21 protein-coding genes are annotated in these 17,222 nt (G+C 44.5%); 20 read left to right on the top strand and 1 reads right to left on the bottom strand.

The features are described 5' to 3' along the window. The first annotated feature begins 10 nt into the window (after positions 1-10). The 9 genes from CEF20_RS08225 to CEF20_RS08190 all read left to right on the top strand — a co-directional run bounded on the left by CEF20_RS08225 (position 11) and on the right by CEF20_RS08190 (position 7,782). On the top strand, positions 11-1,891 hold the full coding sequence (locus CEF20_RS08225; protein ID WP_100331351.1) for an ABC-F family ATP-binding cassette domain-containing protein: 1,881 nt from the start codon (positions 11-13) through the stop codon (positions 1,889-1,891). 147 nt (positions 1,892-2,038) lie between these two features. Then, positions 2,039-3,175, top strand: a complete 1,137-nt coding sequence (locus CEF20_RS08220) for a conserved virulence factor C family protein (protein WP_100331350.1) — start codon at positions 2,039-2,041, stop codon at positions 3,173-3,175. A 3-nt stretch (positions 3,176-3,178) separates the two neighbouring features. Continuing rightward, a complete protein-coding gene (locus CEF20_RS08215; protein ID WP_100331349.1) occupies positions 3,179-3,610 on the top strand; it encodes a BrxA/BrxB family bacilliredoxin in 432 nt (143 codons plus the stop codon). Positions 3,611-3,630: 20 nt separating this feature from the next. Beyond that, positions 3,631-3,765, top strand: coding sequence for a hypothetical protein (locus CEF20_RS17320; protein ID WP_269799218.1), 135 nt, complete (start codon positions 3,631-3,633; stop codon positions 3,763-3,765). Further along, positions 3,762-4,538: a class I SAM-dependent methyltransferase gene (locus tag CEF20_RS08210; protein WP_100331348.1), complete on the top strand. Its 777-nt coding sequence runs from the start codon at positions 3,762-3,764 to the stop codon at positions 4,536-4,538. The genes CEF20_RS17320 and CEF20_RS08210 overlap by 4 nt, the downstream gene beginning before the upstream one ends. 57 nt (positions 4,539-4,595) lie before the next feature. Continuing rightward, on the top strand, positions 4,596-5,552 hold the full coding sequence (locus tag CEF20_RS08205) for a thymidylate synthase (protein WP_100331347.1): 957 nt from the start codon (positions 4,596-4,598) through the stop codon (positions 5,550-5,552). Between the two features lie 20 nt (positions 5,553-5,572). Then, positions 5,573-6,061 (top strand): dihydrofolate reductase, encoded by a 489-nt coding sequence (locus CEF20_RS08200; RefSeq protein ID WP_100331346.1) that lies wholly within the window; start codon positions 5,573-5,575, stop codon positions 6,059-6,061. A gap of 58 nt (positions 6,062-6,119) precedes the next feature. Next, the gene (locus tag CEF20_RS08195; RefSeq protein ID WP_100331345.1) at positions 6,120-6,842 is read left to right on the top strand and encodes a lysophospholipid acyltransferase family protein; all 723 of its coding nucleotides are present in this window, start codon (positions 6,120-6,122) and stop codon (positions 6,840-6,842) included. 97 nt (positions 6,843-6,939) lie between these two features. Continuing rightward, positions 6,940-7,782, top strand: a complete 843-nt coding sequence (locus CEF20_RS08190) for a DegV family protein (protein WP_100331344.1) — start codon at positions 6,940-6,942, stop codon at positions 7,780-7,782. A 108-nt stretch (positions 7,783-7,890) separates the two neighbouring features. On the opposite strand, the gene CEF20_RS08185 is transcribed toward CEF20_RS08190, so the two are convergent. Beyond that, positions 7,891-8,403 (bottom strand): PCYCGC motif-containing (lipo)protein, encoded by a 513-nt coding sequence (locus CEF20_RS08185; protein ID WP_100331343.1) that lies wholly within the window; start codon positions 8,401-8,403, stop codon positions 7,891-7,893. Positions 8,404-8,623: 220 nt separating this feature from the next. On the opposite strand from CEF20_RS08185, the gene CEF20_RS08180 reads away from it, so the two are divergent. The 11 genes from CEF20_RS08180 (at position 8,624) to CEF20_RS08130 (ending at position 17,096) form a co-directional block, all read left to right on the top strand. Further along, entirely contained in the window at positions 8,624-9,325 is a 702-nt protein-coding gene (locus tag CEF20_RS08180; protein WP_232713405.1) for an SGNH/GDSL hydrolase family protein, read from the top strand. Positions 9,326-9,328: 3 nt separating this feature from the next. Then, positions 9,329-9,913, top strand: coding sequence for a YpmS family protein (locus tag CEF20_RS08175; RefSeq protein WP_100331341.1), 585 nt, complete (start codon positions 9,329-9,331; stop codon positions 9,911-9,913). A 210-nt stretch (positions 9,914-10,123) separates the two neighbouring features. Then, positions 10,124-10,648, top strand: a complete 525-nt coding sequence (gene msrA, locus CEF20_RS08170; RefSeq protein ID WP_100331340.1) for a peptide-methionine (S)-S-oxide reductase MsrA — start codon at positions 10,124-10,126, stop codon at positions 10,646-10,648. Between the two features lies 1 nt (position 10,649). Further along, positions 10,650-11,087, top strand: a complete 438-nt coding sequence (gene msrB, locus CEF20_RS08165; RefSeq protein WP_100331339.1) for a peptide-methionine (R)-S-oxide reductase MsrB — start codon at positions 10,650-10,652, stop codon at positions 11,085-11,087. A gap of 89 nt (positions 11,088-11,176) precedes the next feature. Next, positions 11,177-11,398: a YozE family protein gene (locus CEF20_RS08160; RefSeq protein WP_100331338.1), complete on the top strand. Its 222-nt coding sequence runs from the start codon at positions 11,177-11,179 to the stop codon at positions 11,396-11,398. A gap of 98 nt (positions 11,399-11,496) precedes the next feature. Further along, a complete protein-coding gene (locus tag CEF20_RS08155) occupies positions 11,497-12,267 on the top strand; it encodes a sporulation protein (protein ID WP_100331337.1) in 771 nt (256 codons plus the stop codon). Positions 12,268-12,357: 90 nt separating this feature from the next. Continuing rightward, on the top strand, positions 12,358-13,062 hold the full coding sequence (gene deoD / locus CEF20_RS08150; RefSeq protein WP_100331336.1) for a purine-nucleoside phosphorylase: 705 nt from the start codon (positions 12,358-12,360) through the stop codon (positions 13,060-13,062). 78 nt (positions 13,063-13,140) lie between these two features. Beyond that, positions 13,141-13,917, top strand: coding sequence for a M15 family metallopeptidase (locus tag CEF20_RS08145; RefSeq protein WP_100331335.1), 777 nt, complete (start codon positions 13,141-13,143; stop codon positions 13,915-13,917). Positions 13,918-14,105: 188 nt separating this feature from the next. Beyond that, a complete protein-coding gene (locus tag CEF20_RS08140; RefSeq protein ID WP_332849194.1) occupies positions 14,106-15,572 on the top strand; it encodes a lmo1851 family serine protease in 1,467 nt (488 codons plus the stop codon). Positions 15,573-15,776: 204 nt separating this feature from the next. Then, on the top strand, positions 15,777-16,688 hold the full coding sequence (locus CEF20_RS08135) for a CobW family GTP-binding protein (RefSeq protein WP_100331334.1): 912 nt from the start codon (positions 15,777-15,779) through the stop codon (positions 16,686-16,688). A gap of 75 nt (positions 16,689-16,763) precedes the next feature. After that, the gene (locus tag CEF20_RS08130) at positions 16,764-17,096 is read left to right on the top strand and encodes a hypothetical protein (RefSeq protein ID WP_100331333.1); all 333 of its coding nucleotides are present in this window, start codon (positions 16,764-16,766) and stop codon (positions 17,094-17,096) included. Positions 17,097-17,222: the final 126 nt, after the last annotated feature.

Below are 17,222 nucleotides of genomic sequence, written 5' to 3'. Positions count from 1 at the left end.
GAAGAATATAATGAGAGTTTTAACTGTAAGCGAAGTAACGAAGTCCTATGGTGAAAAGACGCTGTTTGACAGCTTGACTTTCTCTATCAGTGAGAAAGATCGAATTGGGCTGATTGGCGTAAATGGAACTGGAAAATCCAGCTTGTTAAAGATTATAGCTGGGAAAGACGTTCCCGACAGCGGTCAAATCACCGCACCCAATGATTATTCCATTGCATACTTGCCGCAGGAACCGGATATGAACCCGCAGTTGACGGTTATGGATCAGCTGTATTTAAGTGAAGCCCCAATCGTTCAGCTGTTAAAGGAATACGAAAGCACCTTGGGGGCGCTGGAACGGGAGCCGGGAGATCAGCAAGTGGCGGATCGGCTGTTTGAACTGCAAAAGAAAATGGATGCGCTCGAAGCGTGGGAAGCGAACACGAATGCACAAGTGATTTTAACCAAATTGGGAGTGGCTGATTTCAGCCGCAAAATTGGTGAGCTGTCAGGCGGCCAGAAGAAACGAGTAGCCTTAGCGCAAGTATTAATTGAAACGCCAGACCTTTTGATTTTGGATGAGCCGACCAACCATCTAGATTATGAAACGGTCAATTGGCTTCAGGACTACTTAAGCAAATACTCAGGGGCTGTATTATTAGTCAGCCACGACCGTTATTTTCTTGATAACGTCACCAATCGCATGTTTGAATTAGACGGAGGACATATCTATTCCTATAAAGGAAACTATCAAAGCTATGTGGCCGCTAAAGCAGAACGTGAAGAGCAGCAAGCGGCGGCGGAAGAAAAGCGCCGCAATTTATACCGCCGGGAATTAGCATGGATGCGTCGGGGCGCGAAAGCCAGATCGACGAAGCAAAAAGCCCGGGCGGACCGTTTCAAAGAAATTGAAGGCTCACTCGGACAAAGCCCCAATAAAGAGCAGATCGACTTATCCATGAAGGGGACTCGGTTAGGGAAGCAAGTATTTGAATTAAGGGAAGTCTCGAAGGCTTTCGGGGAAAACGTTATACTTAAAGATTTTAATTTACTCGTTCATCCGGGAGACCGCATAGGGGTCGTCGGAAAGAACGGCAGCGGGAAATCAACATTTTTAAATTTGCTGACTGAGAATATTCCATTTGACAGCGGAGAGCTCTTGACTGGCCAAACGGTGAAAGCGGCGTATTATACGCAAGAGCGAACGGACATGGATGAGAATATGCGCATGATCGCTTATCTCCGCGAATCAGCGGAAGTGGTTACAACAAAAAGTGGCGATCAGCTCTCGGCAGCGCAAATGCTGGAACGATTTTTATTTCCGATGCATGTGCACGGCACCCCTATTTATAAATTATCCGGTGGAGAGAAGCGCCGTCTCTATTTATTAAAGCTTTTAATGGCCCAGCCCAATGTATTGCTGCTGGATGAACCGACCAATGATCTTGACACGGAAACGCTAACGGTGCTGGAAGACTATTTAGAAGATTTTCCTGGCGTGGTGATTACCGTTTCCCATGATCGGTATTTTCTTGATAAGACTGCTAGTCGATTGCTGATTTTTCAAGGGGATGGTGTGATTGATTCCTATTATGGATCTTACAGCGATTATCTGAAACAGCAAGCGGAAGCCGTTAAAGAAGAAGCTTCCCCCGTCAAAACAGCTGCTAAGGAAGAAAAGCCTACTAAAAAAGCCAAAAAGAAATTAAGCTATCATGAGCAGCGCGAATGGGAAGGACTGGAAGAGAAGATAGCCCAAGTAGAAAAGCGGATAGCTGAAGCAAAACAAGAGCTTAACCAAGCAGGAAGTGATTTTGAGAAAGCGCAATTATTGAGCGAAGAGCTGGAGGCGCTGAACGAGGAGCTTGAACACTTAATTGAACGCTGGAGTTATTTGTCTGAGTTTGTCTAATGAGCAAATCAGTCAAGCGCCAAATTTTTTTGTGGTAGAATGGCCGTAACCAGATGTGTGATTGAAGCTCAATCAAGGAATGCACGGTGAGCAGCTGTCCCGGCAAGAGGTCAGCTGAGCGTTACTGTAGAAAAGGAGAGACGTTGCTTGAAAATTATAAAGATCGAACCGACGCCAAGCCCGAATACAATGAAAATATTACTGGATGAAGAGCTGCCGGCCGGCACTAGCAATAATTATAAAGCCGATCAGGCAAACGAGGCGGCAGAACCGCTGAAGTCGATCTTAAAGATTGAAGGCGTGAAAGGAATCTATCATGTTGCTGACTTTTTGGCGGTTGAACGAAACGGCAAATATGATTGGCAGCAAATACTTCTTAAGGTGCGCCGCGTATTCGGAGAAACAGCTCAAGAAGAAAAGCCGGCTGGGCCGCAAGAAGCATACGGAGAAGTTCAAGCGGCAATTCAAATGTTTAAAGGCATTCCGATTCAGTTAAAGTTAACTTCAGCAACAGAAGAAAAGCGCTTCGCTTTGCCTGATTATTTTCTGGAAGCGTTCCAGAAAGCGCAGCTGTCGGATGATAATTATGTGCTGCAAAGGGAATGGCAAGATTACGGAGTCCGTTATGGCGATCTGACAGATATTGGCAAAGAAACAATTGAAGAAATCATCGCCGCTTACCCTAAAGAACGATTGAATGCGCTGGCAGAACACGGAGCAGCAGGAAAGCCGGTTCCTGAGAAAAAAAGAAGCATGGTAAAGCTGACGGAAGCCATGTGGCTGGAAGAAGAGGATTGGCGCCGCCGTTATCAATGGATGGAACAGCTTGAGGATCCTGAACTTGGTGATTTACCCGTCTTATCGTTGGCGCTTGAAGACAGTAAACCGGCGATTCGCCGCTTGGCTGTGGTGTACATTGGCATGATCGAAGATAAAAAAGTCTTGCCGTTTTTGTACAAAGGATTGCAAGACCCAACGGTGACCGTTCGCCGAACTGCGGGAGATTGTTTGTCCGACCTTGGCTTTAAAGAAGCGATCCCCGCTATGTGCAAGGCTTTGCAGGATAAAAGCAAAATTGTCCGCTGGCGGGCGGCGATGTTTCTATATGAAGCGGGAGATGAAACCGCATTGCCCGCTTTGGAAGCGGCGGAGAATGATCCTGAGTTTGAAGTGAAAATGCAAGTGAAAATGGCGCTGGAGCGCATTCGAGGCGGCGAACAAGCCAAGGGATCTGTCTGGAAACAAATGACGGAAGCAAGAACAAAACAAGATACGGAGGAATAACGAATGAATGCTTATGAAGAATATATGCGGCAAATGGTGCAGCCAATGCGGGCGGAGTTAACGAATGCCGGCTTTAAGGAGCTAGTAACAGCGGCGGAAGTAAGCGACTTCATGAAAGAGGTGGAAGGCACCACTTTAGTTGTGGTGAATTCAGTTTGCGGCTGCGCCGCCGGTCTCGCACGCCCGGCAGCGGCTCAAGCCATTTTACATGAACCGGCTCCCGATCATTTAGTGACCGTATTTGCCGGTCAGGATAAAGAAGCAACGGCGGAGATGCGCACCTATTTTGATGGATATGAGCCATCTTCTCCGTCGATGGCGCTGTTAAAGGGGCGAGAAGTGGTTCATTTCATTCCGCGGGAGCAAATAGAAGGCCAGGATATCAGTTCTATTATAACTAACTTGACATCCGCTTTCGATCAGCATTGCAAGTAATCGAATAGATGGTGCTGGGGATGATCCCCATTCTGCTTCAGCTCTCCATCGGATGGAATACGAAGGACAGCCGGCTCGTTTATTTGCAGCAAGCAAATAAGCGGCCGGCTTGCGCTTTAAGAAGCGAATGCACCAGTAGGAAGGAGCCGGCATGATTATTTCAACTGCAGGAAAACCGGATGAAAACTTGAACATGAAAGCACAGCGAGCAGCCGATGAGCTAGGCTACCCTTTTATCAAAAGAAAAAAGCGGTCGATACACGCTTTGCAGCAAGAGTACCAAACAGGCTGTTTGATCGTAGCGAGAGATCGGCTGGAGCTGTATGCGCTGGGGCAAGAGCAGCCTTTTTTCTTCCATCCGAATTCAGCGGCTTTTCGCGTCAAGCGGCTGCTGCGGGGAGAAGAGGATCCTTATATTGCGGCTGCTAATCTTACAGCGGGCATGTCGGTACTGGATTGTACACTCGGTCTCGCTAGCGATTGCATCGTTGCCAGCCTAGTGGCCGGCGCCGGCGGAAAAGTAACGGGAATTGAAGGCCATCCTCTTCTTGCCTATATTGTCAGCCGCGGGCTAAAAGAGTGGCCCGCCCCCTGCAAAGAGTTGGAGGGGGCAATGGAGCGGATTGAAGTCATATCCAGCCCCTATCAAGAGGTGCTGCGCTCTTTGCCTGACAACTCTTATGACGTCGTGTACTTTGATCCAATGTTTGCAGAAACAGTGGAACAGTCCGAAGGGATTGCCGGATTAAGGCATTTTGCGCTCTATGATCACCTTTCTAAAGATGCGGTGGCTGAAGCGATGCGGGTGGCCAGAAAGCGGGTCGTATTAAAGGATCACTTTCGGTCAGAAAGATTTCAGCAGCTCGGCTTTCAGCAGCAAGTGCGCAAAACGTCCGCCTTTCATTTTGGCGTTATTGAATTAGCTTGAACAAAGAAGGGCCTTTCAATAGAATAAGAATGGTAATAATGGATAGGAGTGAACAGCTTGAGCCAAAACGAACAGCAATACTTAACTCTTTGCCGTGAGATTTTAGCGAATGGAGTGAGAAAGTCAGATCGGACCGGAACGGGAACCCTTTCCACTTTCGGCTATCAAATGCGTTTTCAGCTACAGGAAGAATTTCCGCTATTGACGACAAAACGGATCCCCTTTCGCTTAATTGTAAGCGAGCTATTATGGTTTATTAAAGGGGACACGAACATTCGTTATTTATTGCAGCATAATAACAATATATGGAATGAGTGGGCCTTTAAAAACTGGGTGGAAAGCAGCGATTATCAAGGACCGGATATGACCGATTTTGGTTTGCGGGCGCAAGAGGATCCTGTGTTCAATGAACAATATCAACAGCAAATGCAGCTGTTTAAAGAAAAAATAATAAAGGATGAGGCGTTCGCTAAGGTTTACGGGGAACTCGGAGACGTGTACGGCAGCCAATGGCGCGCCTGGAAGACAACGCAGGGAGAAACAATTGATCAGCTGCAAAATGTAATCCGCATGATTAAGACCAATCCGGACTCTCGCCGGCTGATTGTGTCTGCTTGGAATCCAGAAGACATCCCTTCGATGGCTTTGCCGCCATGCCATACGTTGTTTCAATTCTATGTAGCGGAAGGAAAGCTATCCTGCCAGCTGTATCAGCGATCAGGGGACGTTTTCTTGGGCGTGCCGTTCAATATCGCCAGCTATGCTTTATTAACATGCCTAGTGGCGCATGAATGCGGCTTAGCGCCTGGTGAATTTATTCACACGCTTGGCGACGCTCATATTTATACCAATCACATCGAACAGGTGAAAACACAGCTGCAGCGGGAACCAAAGCCGCCTGCAAAATTAAGATTAAATCCGGATAAATCCTCTGTTTTTGAGTTTGATATGGAAGATATTTCACTTGAGGGCTATGATCCGCATCCGGCTATTAAAGCACCGGTAGCTGTGTAGTGACAGAAAGGAAGGATGGCATGATTTCATTTATTTGGGCCATGGATAAAAACGGTTTAATCGGCAGCAACAATCGGCTTCCTTGGCGACTGCCGGAAGATTTAAAGTTTTTTAAAGAAACGACGCTCGGACATCCGATTGTCATGGGAAGAAAAACGTACGAGTCGATCGGAAAGCCGCTTCCCGGCCGCGAGAACATCATTTTAACCCGCGATCCAAGCTATCAGGCGGAAGGCTGCACGGTCATTCATTCAGCTGATGAATTAATGGCTAAAGCCGAAAATGGCGGAGAATGGTTCGTTACGGGAGGAGCGGAAATTTTTAAACAGCTGCTGCCGTTTGCCGATCGTCTATATGTGACGGTCATTGAGGAAGAATTTGAAGGAGATACATACTTCCCGGACGAAATCAACTGGAAGGAATGGACCGCTGTGTCAGTTAAGCAAGGTCCTAAAAATGAGAAAAATCCGTATGATTATCAATCTCGGATATATGAAAGAAAGACATAAATAGCAGAGCGGTTCTGCTTTTTTTCTTACTTTTAGCAGGGCTGGCAGGAGGAGAAAGATGTTTCGGATCATATATTTTGTTCTATTCTTAATGGGAACGCTAGTTGGAAGTTTGCCGACTTTGCGGAGAAATAAAGCATTGGCACAAAGCCATAAAGCAGAATATGATAAGCAAATCCATGAATTGCCCAAGCGCTGGGCGCGGTCGGTCGTCAGGCAAACGGGATCGGGTGTTTCGATCAGCGGGCAGGAGCATTTGCCTGAAGGAGCGGTGCTTTTCGTGAGCAATCATGAAGGGGATTTTGATGTGCCGGCATTGCTCGGTTATATTGAAAAGCCGTTTGGATTTATATCAAAGGTGGAAATGAAAAAAGTACCGATCATCCGTGATTGGATGGAAGCACTTCATTGCATTTATATTAATCGGGAAAATCGGCGTGATGCCGTAAAAATGCTGCGAGACGGCATTCAAATATTAAAAAGCGGCCACAGTCTGCTGATCTTCCCGGAAGGAACCAGAAGCAAGGGGGGAGAACTGAAGCCATTTAAATCAGGTGCGTTTCGCATGGCGAAAGAAGCGCGCATTCCAATTGTGCCCATTGCCATTAAAGGCACTTCTCATATCTTTGAGAAGAATAACCGTAAAAAGCTGACCCCAGCTCAAATTGTAATAGAAATTCTGCCGGCGCTGGATCCTGATATTTTTGAAGAATATGAATTAAAGAAGGTGGCTGCCCATACGCAGCAATTGATTCAAATGTCGTTAAGTCAAATGAAATAAGAGTTTAAGAGGAAAAGTCCAAAATCTTGTTTTACTTCGTATGAATTAACGGTATAATGGCAAGAGATTGATTGCGATAGTTAGGACGTGTGAAGGATTGCAAAAAATTAAAATTGTTACGGATTCATCAGTGGATCTAAGGGAAGAAGTACTAAATAAATATGGGATTACTAAGATTCCTTTAACGCTTTTTATAGACGGAGAGTCCTATTTGGACGGGGTGGATATCTCCCCGGATGAATTTTTAAAGCGGATGGAACGGGCGGCGGAGCTCCCGAAAAGCTCTCAGCCCCCTGTGGGACGTTTTGTAGAAATTTATAACGAATTAGGGAAAGATGGAAGCAAGATTCTATCGATTCATATGACGGGCAAGATGAGCGGAACGGTGCGCACAGCTGAGCAAGCAGCAGAGATGAGTGAGGCGGATGTCACAGTTATCGACTCCTGCTACATTTCAAGAGCTCTTTCATTTCAGGTGATTGAAGCAGCTAAGATGGCTGAAACTGGCTGCAGCGTTGAGGACATTATCGCCAAGCTGAGTGAAATTCGCTCACAGACCAAGCTTTATGTTGTGGTCGATACGCTTGAAAATCTGGTCAAAGGCGGCAGAATCGGCAAAGCGAAGGGCTTCATCGGCTCCCTGTTGAATATTAAGCCGATTGCCAATCTGGATACGGGCGAATTAACCCCGGTTACCAAGGTGCGCAGCCATGCGCAAGTAGTCAAGTTCTTAACCAATCAGCTGATGGAAGAACTGAAAGGGAAACAGTTATTAAAAGTAGGGTTGGTTCATGCAGGCGGACACGAATTGGCGCATAAGCTGAAGGAAAAGATTTATGAATTGACCGGCTTTGGTGAGATAGAAATCGAAACGACGACACCGGTTATCTCAACTCACACCGGTTTAGGCGCGATCGGTTTTATGTACTGGGCTAAGTAAGCAGAGAGAAAAGACTGTCCCTCATAATACAGGACAGTCTTTTTAGGGTGGAGCTGTTCATTTTTTTGTTGGCATTCGCGGGTTTAATCCCGTCTGGGAAAGATTCAGTTAAGCAGGCATTGGTGTTGGTGTCGGTTTAGCATATCCCTGTTGGTATTTTTGATCGATATATTTGCGAATCTCCTTCAGCGCTTTTCCTTCTTTGTGCATTAGTACAGATTCTGCCGCAATTTCGAGACAGACACCGCAGCGTGTGCCATGATCGTCCCAAACGACCTTATCCTCCTTTATCTCACCGACAAAGCAGTTCAAGTTACTTTTATGGCCAGCCGATTCCCCGCAGCCGCAATAGCATGGCATGAATTGCAAGACCTCAGGGTTTTGTGCGGCAGCTAAGTAAATGGATTGCATTTGCTCCTCTTTATCTTTCAAAAAATTAGGCATCTCTTCAGCGGATGCGGTGGTTTCTTGAAGATCTCCATTAGGTAAGGTATGCAGCGCATGAGATTCCGTATCTTGCTCTTTCGCCTGCTTGTTTTCCGTTGCTTTATCAGATGCCGAAGAACAGCCGGCTATCAGCAGCAAGCCGCCAAGCACGGCTAAGTACATTAGTGCTCGCATAAAAAAACTCCTTTTCAATATATGATCGTAATCCATCTCATTATACAACACAAAATGGGCGAAACCAAAGAACTTGTATAGGCGATCATGGCATAGGGATGTGCTATAATGGGATAATAGGAGAAGTTTAAGCAGCGGGGTGAGAGACTTGAAGAAAGCGTGGATTCTTGTCTTTGTTTTCATGCTTAGCTTGTCTGGCTGTTCAGGGCAGGAAAGCAACATGAAACAATGGCTTCCTAAAGACCTTCGTGTAGTTTCCATAGGAGACTCTTTAACTGAAGGAGTGGGAGACAGTACGAACAGCGGCGGGTATGTGCCTTATTTGGCTAAAGACTTGGAGAAGCTGAAAGAAATAAGGCAGGTGGAGTTTACGAATTACGGTGTGAAAGGCAACAGAACAGATCAGCTGCTTGAAAGGCTGCAGGAGAGGAAAGTGAAGCGGGCGATCAAGCAAGCGGATATCGTCATTATGACGATTGGCGGCAATGATATCATGAAAGTATTTAAAGAGAATTTTACCGATTTAGACGTCAAAAAGTTTAATGCAGAAAGAAAAGTGTTTGAGCGAAAGCTGGAACAGATTATAGAATCGATCAGAAAAAACAACAATGAGGCCGGCATCGTGCTGGTTGGACTTTACAATCCGTTTATGAATGTCCTGGCAGGGGTGAAGGAAGTAGATGAAATTTTAAAGGATTGGAACGCCTCCGGAAAGAGCACGGTGGAGAAATACAATCAAACCTGCTTTGTCGCTGTGGATGATATTTTTAGAGATTCTGACGAGAATTTATTATATAAAGATTATTTTCATCCCAATGACCGCGGCTATGAGCGGATGGCCAAGAAGATTTTTCAAACGATGAAAGGCGATAAATTAGCGGAATTAACGAATGATAAAATCATGTTTGTGAATGGGAGATAAGCAATGAAATTAGGATGGAAGCACGCTTTTATAGGATTGCTAGCTATCAATGTATTAATTGTGGCGATACTATTAGCAGGAATCCTTTCACCAATTAAGGATCAGCCGATCAGACAGACGGCTCCTGGAAAAGAGAACGTGAAATTTCATGTGCAGGCTAATAAAGAGGATTTAAATCAGTTAATCAACAAGTACATGAAGAAAGGAATAAACAACAACTTGCCCGTTGATTATAATGTTTATTTGCGCGATCAGGTGGAAATGTACGGGCATGTCTCTGTTTTTTCCGAAAGAATAGATTATAAAATGACCTTTGAGCCGAAAGCATTAAAAAACGGAAATATCGTGTTAAAACAAAAAGAGCTAAAAGTCGGCAAAATCAATCTTCCGGTCTCTTATGTCTTGAAAGCAGCAAGAGATAATTATTCGCTTCCGGATTGGGTGCAGATCCTGCCAAATGATAAAATGATTTATTTGTCATTGGACAAAATGAAATTAGACAGCGGGCTGCAAGCGAGGGCAGAACGATTTGATTTGAAGAAAGATGATATTCGGTTTACGCTGATGCTGCCTGCAAAAGAGCAGTAAAAGGGGATCCGGACAGCCCTTGTGAAGGGTTCCGGAACATCTGGCGAGCCACAAGGGTACCTCCATCAGCAAGACAGCAGCAGTCTTGCTGATATTTGGTTTTTATGATTGGCATAGAGGTATAAACCGGGCTTTCTAGTATGCAAATGTTTTTCTCTTTCATATGAAAACAGGTAAAATGAGGATATATGACATAGAGAGGTGAAGAAAATGGAGGAACACGCGACGTTTGCAGGTGGCTGTTTTTGGTGCATGGTCAAACCATTCGATGAGCAGCCAGGTATTAAGAAAGTGGTGTCAGGCTATACGGGAGGGTTAAAAGAAAACCCTACCTATGAAGAAGTTTGCAACGGTACGACAGGTCATTATGAGGCGGTGCAAATCACCTATGATCCCGCTGTTTTTCCATATAAAAAGCTGCTGGAATTGTATTGGGCACAGATTGACCCGACCGATGCCGGAGGGCAGTTTTACGACAGAGGCTCATCTTATCGCCCGGCTATCTTCTATCATTCGGACGAACAGCGCCAGCTGGCGGAAGAATCCAAACAGCAGCTTGATGAGAGCGGTCGCTTTCGTAAGCCGGTGGCCGTAGAAATTTTGCCGGCCCAAGTATTCTACCCTGCAGAAGAGCATCATCAGGATTATTACAAAAAACACCCTAACCGCTACCAGGCTTATCATGAAGGATCGGGACGGGCCGCCTTTATTCGCAGCCACTGGAAGGAGGATTAAGATGAAGAGAGATCAGGCTGAACTGAAAAAGCGATTGAATGCCGTGCAATATGAAGTCACGCAAAAGAATGGCACGGAACCGCCTTTTCACAATGAATACTGGAATACATTCGAAGAGGGGATTTATGTCGATATCGTGTCGGGAAAGCCGCTGTTTAGCTCCAAGGATAAATTTGATGCGGGCTGCGGCTGGCCAAGCTTTACGAAGCCTATAGATGACAGTGACATCGTAGAAAAGCAAGATTTAACCCATAATATGATTCGGACGGAAGTGCGCAGCCGGCATGCTGACTCTCATCTTGGCCATGTATTTAATGATGGGCCGGCACCTAATGGTCTCCGTTACTGCATTAATTCGGCGGCACTTAAGTTCATTCCCAAAGATCAATTAGAAGCAGCCGGATACGGAGAATGGAGTGCTCTGTTTGAAGAAGAATAAAGAGATATCAGATGATTGTAATGGTCATCTGATATCTCTTTATTTTCTATGCTGATTCATTTATATTGAATGGAAAAGGGGGAAACAATGTGAAAAAATCCTTTTATCATTATTTATTGAAATACCGGGAGTATCCGCCGAGAGATGGGATTGCTGATTTCGCCAACCAGGCCTTTAAAGACCATAGCTTTCCGAAAGACGAATGCAACTATGATCGGTTAAGCCGCTATTTGGAATTGAACGGCTCCTATTTGCCAAGCATGTCGATCTTTGATGAAGCATGGGCTAAATATGAAGAAGAGGAAGGGTGAACGGAATGCCGCTTCTTTTTTTCTTTGAAGGAAACTTTTAAGTAGAGATCAACGTATACATCATAATGAGAAATTAATTTATTTAGGAGGACTGCCCTATGTCATTTTTTAACAAAGTGCTGGCGAGTTTTGGAATAGGTGGAGCAAAGGTGGATACTAAATTAGAAAAGTCGGAATATACAGCGGGAGAGGTGATCAACGGAAAGATTGAAGTAACCGGAGGGAATATTGAGCAGCGAATTGATTCGATTTATTTGACGCTGTACACGACTTATATCCGCGAAGCAGATGATAAGAAATACACAGATTATGCAGCGGTAAAAAAACAAAAAATAAACGATCCGTTTACGATTGGGGCCAATGAAACGAAGTCCATTCCGTTTTCTATTGAGCTTCCTGAAGACACGCCGATTACATACGGAAACACACGTGTCTGGGTAGGTACGGGATTGGACATTAAAAATGCAGTTGACCCGGAAGACAAAGATTATATTGATATTCGTCCGACTAAATTGGTCTCCCATGTGTTGGAACAAGTAGAGCAGCTCGGTTTCCGCTTGAGAAAAGTGGAATGCGAACAAGCTTCCCTGAAGATCGGCAGTCGTTATCCATTTGTTCAGGAATTTGAATTTGTGCCGATGAGAGGGTTGTTTCGCGGCCGTCTTGATGAATTAGAAATCATTTTTCTCTCACAAACAGAACATTCAGCGGAGCTGCTGATGGAAATAGACAGGAAGGCGAGAGGCTTTCGCGGCTTTTTATCAGAAGCATTCGAAATGGATGAAAGCCATATAAGACTGACCATCACCGACAGCGATCTTGCGAATTTTCAGGAAAAATTAAGAGGAGCCATCTCCCGCCATCTGTAAGAATACGGGCGGAATGCATGAAATGATTGCAAACCTTGCCAAAAAAACATAGAATGGTGGTGGACGAATATCATTCAGGAGGTCATAATGATGAGCATACATATTGAGGCCAAAGCTAATGAAATTGCCGACACAGTTCTTCTTCCAGGAGATCCTTTGCGGGCGAAATACATTGCGGAAACCTTCTTAGACAATCCGGTTTGCTATAATAGAGTACGCAATATGCTGGGATTTACAGGCACATACAAAGGGAAGAAAGTGTCCGTTCAAGGAACCGGAATGGGTGTGCCGTCCATCTCCATCTACATTAATGAATTAATGCAAAGCTATAATGTGCAAAATCTGATACGTGTAGGAACGTGCGGAGCGCTGCAAAAGGACGTCAAAGTGCGCGACGTAATTCTGGCGATGAGCGCTTCCACCGACTCACAAATGAACCGTTTTATATTCAAGGGAGTCGATTATGCGCCAACAGCGAACTGGGACTTATTAAAGAAAGCATTTGACGCCGGAACTGAAAAAGGCCTGCAGCTGAAAGTGGGCAATGTCTTTACAGCGGATATGTTTTATAATGATTATGCCGAGCATCAGAAATGGGCGGACTATGGCATTTTAGCCATCGAAATGGAGACGGCTGCATTATACACACTGGCTGCGAAATATGATCGAAAAGCACTCTCCATATTAACGGTCAGCGACCATATTATAACGGGTGAAGAAACGTCAGCTGAAGAGCGGCAAACAACCTTTAATGAAATGATTGAAGTCGCTTTGGAAGCGGCGGTTCTAGAATAGTATAAATCAAACGGTCACGCTTGGCCGGGATGCCTCGCAGAAATTTTACACAATCAATGGAAGAAACAAGGTGAAATGATGAAGAAAGCAGGAATATTGCTTTCAGCCGCATTGCTTCTTGGCGGCTGCCAGCAGGCTGACGAACCGAAAAAGGAGGAGCAGTCCGCTGAAACGAAAAAAGAAGAAGCAAAGGAAAAACAACCTTCAGGCCCTCAGCTTGATGCTGTGTATTTCAATCAAGTAAAGCAGGTGGATGGCAAAGCAGTCATCGGCAATCCTGAGAACCTTATTGCATTAGTCAATAAAGATTATTATTTGCCGGGCGATTATGAGCCGGCTGATTTAGTTAGACCGAATGTTCCTTTTTCTTTCGGCAATCAAGATATTGAAAAGAGCTATTTAAGAAAACCGGCAGCAGACGCTCTTGAAAAATTGTTTCAGGGAGCGGAGAAAGAAGGCATTCATTTGTTTGCTGTTTCTGGCTACCGCTCTTATGACCGCCAAGTGCAAATATTGGCGAATCAAACGGCGCAAGTTGGAAAAGAAAAAGCATTGGAAGCTGTGGCTCCTCCAGGGCAGAGCGAGCATCAAACCGGCTTATCAATGGATGTTTCGGCGCAAAGCGTCCAATTTGATCTAGTTCAATCATTTGAAAAGACGGAAGAAGGCCAATGGCTGGCAGAAAATGCTCATCATTACGGATTCATTTTGCGTTATCCGAAAGATAAAGAAGCGGTAACCAAGTATATGTTTGAGCCTTGGCATTTTCGTTATGTAGGCGAAAAAGCAGCGAAAGAAATCTATGAAAATGGCTGGGCGCTAGAGGAATATTTTCAAAATGCAGAAAAAATCTAGCGAATTGGACCGCTTATTCAGTTAAGCGGTCTAAAGATCCAACCCAGTAAAAGCTGCTCAGTCTTCATGGCACACATAAAGTCCCGATAAGCTCTTCATCACAGCATGGGGAGTTTTTTCTTTTGTATTAACAGAAAAACTGTTAGAATGAAAGAGTTGAATAAAGCGATATTTAAGCATGGAAAGCGGTGAGCATTTTGGAAGAGAATCAAACGGAACAGTCTGAGGACAAGCGAACGTCTCCCTATATTAGGATAAAGAAATTTCATTTTGTGATGCTTGTATTTTTCCTCGTCTTCGCATCAGCAGCTATTACAACGATTGCTCTTGCTTTCGGAGATGAAAAAGCAACGGAAGTAGGCATGGCGCCACGTTCTGAATTTGATAAATTATATCAAGCTTACGACAAATTAGAGAAAAATTATTATAAAGATATTGATCAAGATAAGCTTATAGAGGGCGCCATTAACGGAATGCTGGATTCATTGGACGATCCTTACTCGGATTATATGAATGAGAAGGAAGCTAAGAAATTTCACGAAAACGTTTCCTCTTCCTTTGAAGGGATAGGGGCCGAAATAAAAGAAGAAGATGACGCCATTCTCATCGTGTCACCGATTAAAGGCTCACCAGCCGAAAAAGCCGGTTTGCGACCGAATGACCGCATTATCGGAATTGATGGAAAGAGCGTTCAAGGAATGAGCGGCTCTAAAGCCTTGATGATGATTCGCGGGGAGAAAGGAACAAAAGTCAAACTGAAAATTCAGCGCGCGGGTTCTAAAGAGCCGCTTGAGATCACGATTACACGCGATAAGATTCCTATGGAAACCGTCTATGCAAAAATGGATAGACAAAAAGTGGCTCATATCCAGATCACCAGCTTTTCCGATCGTACAGCCGCAGAATTGAAGAAGGCGATGAAGGATCTGAAAGCTAAAGGAATGAAATCACTTGTACTTGATTTGCGTCAAAACCCAGGAGGCTTATTAGATCAGGCAGTGGAAATAACGAATATGTTCGTTCCTGAGGGAAAAGTGCTATTTCAAGTGGAAGACAACGCGGGAAAACGGCAAAAATTCACTTCTGACAGCCGTCCAAAGTTTGATCTTCCTGTTGCCGTTCTGGTCGACAATGGAAGTGCCAGCGCCTCAGAAATATTTGCGGCTGCCATGAAAGAATCAGCAGGTATTCCAATCATCGGTGAAAAAACATTCGGTAAAGGCACAGTGCAAACGTCGGAGGATTTTGAAGATCACTCTAATATTAAATTTACGAGCGCCAAGTGGCTGACACCGAAAGGAAATTGGATTCATAAAAAGGGAGTGACTCCAAACAAAATAGTGAAGCTGCCGGCCTATTCCAATTTAACTTATGTAAATCCCGATCAAGAGCTGAAGTTGGACAGCCTCTCTGAAGAGGTGAAAAACGCAGAAAAAATTCTGGCTGCCCTCGGATTTAACCCGGGCAAAGAAGATGGCTTCTTTGATGAAGCAACGAAAGCAGCCGTAGAATCGTTCCAAACAAATGCAGGGATCGAGGTAACCGGAAGCATTAAGGGAGAAACGGCACTGCAAATGATGAATCAGTTAAGAAATAAAATTCAACAAAATGACACTCAAAAGCAGAAAGCTATTGAAATGCTGACGAAACAGTAATTGAGACTTGCTGAACTGCGCGAGCTAGCGCTTAAAAGGGCAAGCTGGAAAAACAAGAAGAACCACCATATACAGAGCGGAGGGAGCTGACTGTGAAATGCAGCCCCCGGCCGTTTTACAGAAGGCTGTGTTCAAAGGAGTGATCTCTTCCCTTTGAAGCAGCCTTTTCTGCTTACTGATTGTATAAACAAAGGAGCGTACAAGATGAAAAAGCATGTATACGTCATTTCCGGATTTCTAGGAAGCGGAAAAACTACGCTGTTAAAACAGCTGCTGCCCTATTTAAAATCAGAGAACCGGCGTCCAGCCGTTTTAATGAACGAACTGGGAGCGGTCTCTATTGACTCAGATGAAGTGGATGATGACACGCCGTTAAAAGAATTGTTAAACGGCTGTATTTGCTGTACGATTCAAGACAAACTGGAAGCGCAGCTGCAAGAGCTGCTGATGACGGAAGAATTTGATGATTTAATTATTGAAACAACAGGTGCGGCGCACCCGGTGGAGGCTATTGATGCCATTATGTCTCCCCTATTTGCTGAAAAACTCGATTGGAGGGGGATCATTTCAATTGTAGACTGCTTAATTTGGAAAAATCGTATGAATTTATCCCCGGCTGTTTTACAGCTGATGTACGAACAAATTAAACATGCTGATTTATTAATTATGAATAAAACAGATCTGGTCACTGAAATGGAAAAAGGGCTGATCTCCTATGAAATCCAGCAAATCAATCAGCAAGCACCGATCTACTTAACGACAAAAGCCCAAGTGCCGATGGAGGAGCTGTCGAAGCTGACGATGTCAGCGAAAGCGGAGACCAGAGCGGTTCAAGCTGATCAACATTTGCATCTAACTGTATATAGCCATACTTTTACAGGCAAAGTGAAATTGGCTGATTTTGAACAGTGGCTGCGGGATTTAAGTGGACAAGTCTACCGAATGAAAGGTTATATTCCTGTTACCACAGCTAAGTATCCGCTGCTGTTTCAATATTCGTACGGCATGCCTTTATGGATGGCTCAAGAAATTCAAATGCCAAGGAATTTGGTGATCATTGGCGAGAATCTTAATAAAGACAGCATGCAGGCTGAACTGAAGTCATTAGAACAATAGAAATCATGCAGTTCATTTTTCTTGATCATCATACCCCGATCGGTATAAAATATGAATCGGAAAGGAGCTGCTGATATGCTGATCATCATGTTAAGCATTACGGTTATAAGTTTATCGGCTGTACTATTTCATCGTTACTGGCCGGTTTCGGTCAAGCGAGTTGATTTGGATGAGGTGGGACATTTCCCCATTATTGATGTGAGAGATTATCAGGACGCATATCATTTACCACTTCATCAAGCCATTCAAATGCCTTGCGGCTATATTTCACGTAATGCAGCCAATGTTCCGGCGAAAAAAGTATATATTGCCGCCGGCAATTCAATTGAATGTAATGTTGCGGTTCGCATGCTTAAGCGCTACGGGGTGGAAGTGAAAGGCTGCATCTGCATGAGAAATTCTCGTTAATCTCGTAATCTTTCTGTCATAATTGATATAATAACATACTTAGAGATGAATCAATTCTGAGAAAAATGCTGCCAATTTTCAGCAATCCGTCCACCTCCAAGAAGCTATGACGGGATAAGCCAAATA

The sequence above is a fragment of the Bacillus xiapuensis genome (assembly GCF_002797355.1).
GTDB classification, from domain to species: Bacteria; Bacillota; Bacilli; order Bacillales; family Domibacillaceae; genus Bacillus_CE; species Bacillus_CE xiapuensis.
The sequence above is the reverse complement of the archived record's forward strand: the minus strand, read 5'-3'. Positions and strand labels throughout refer to the sequence as shown.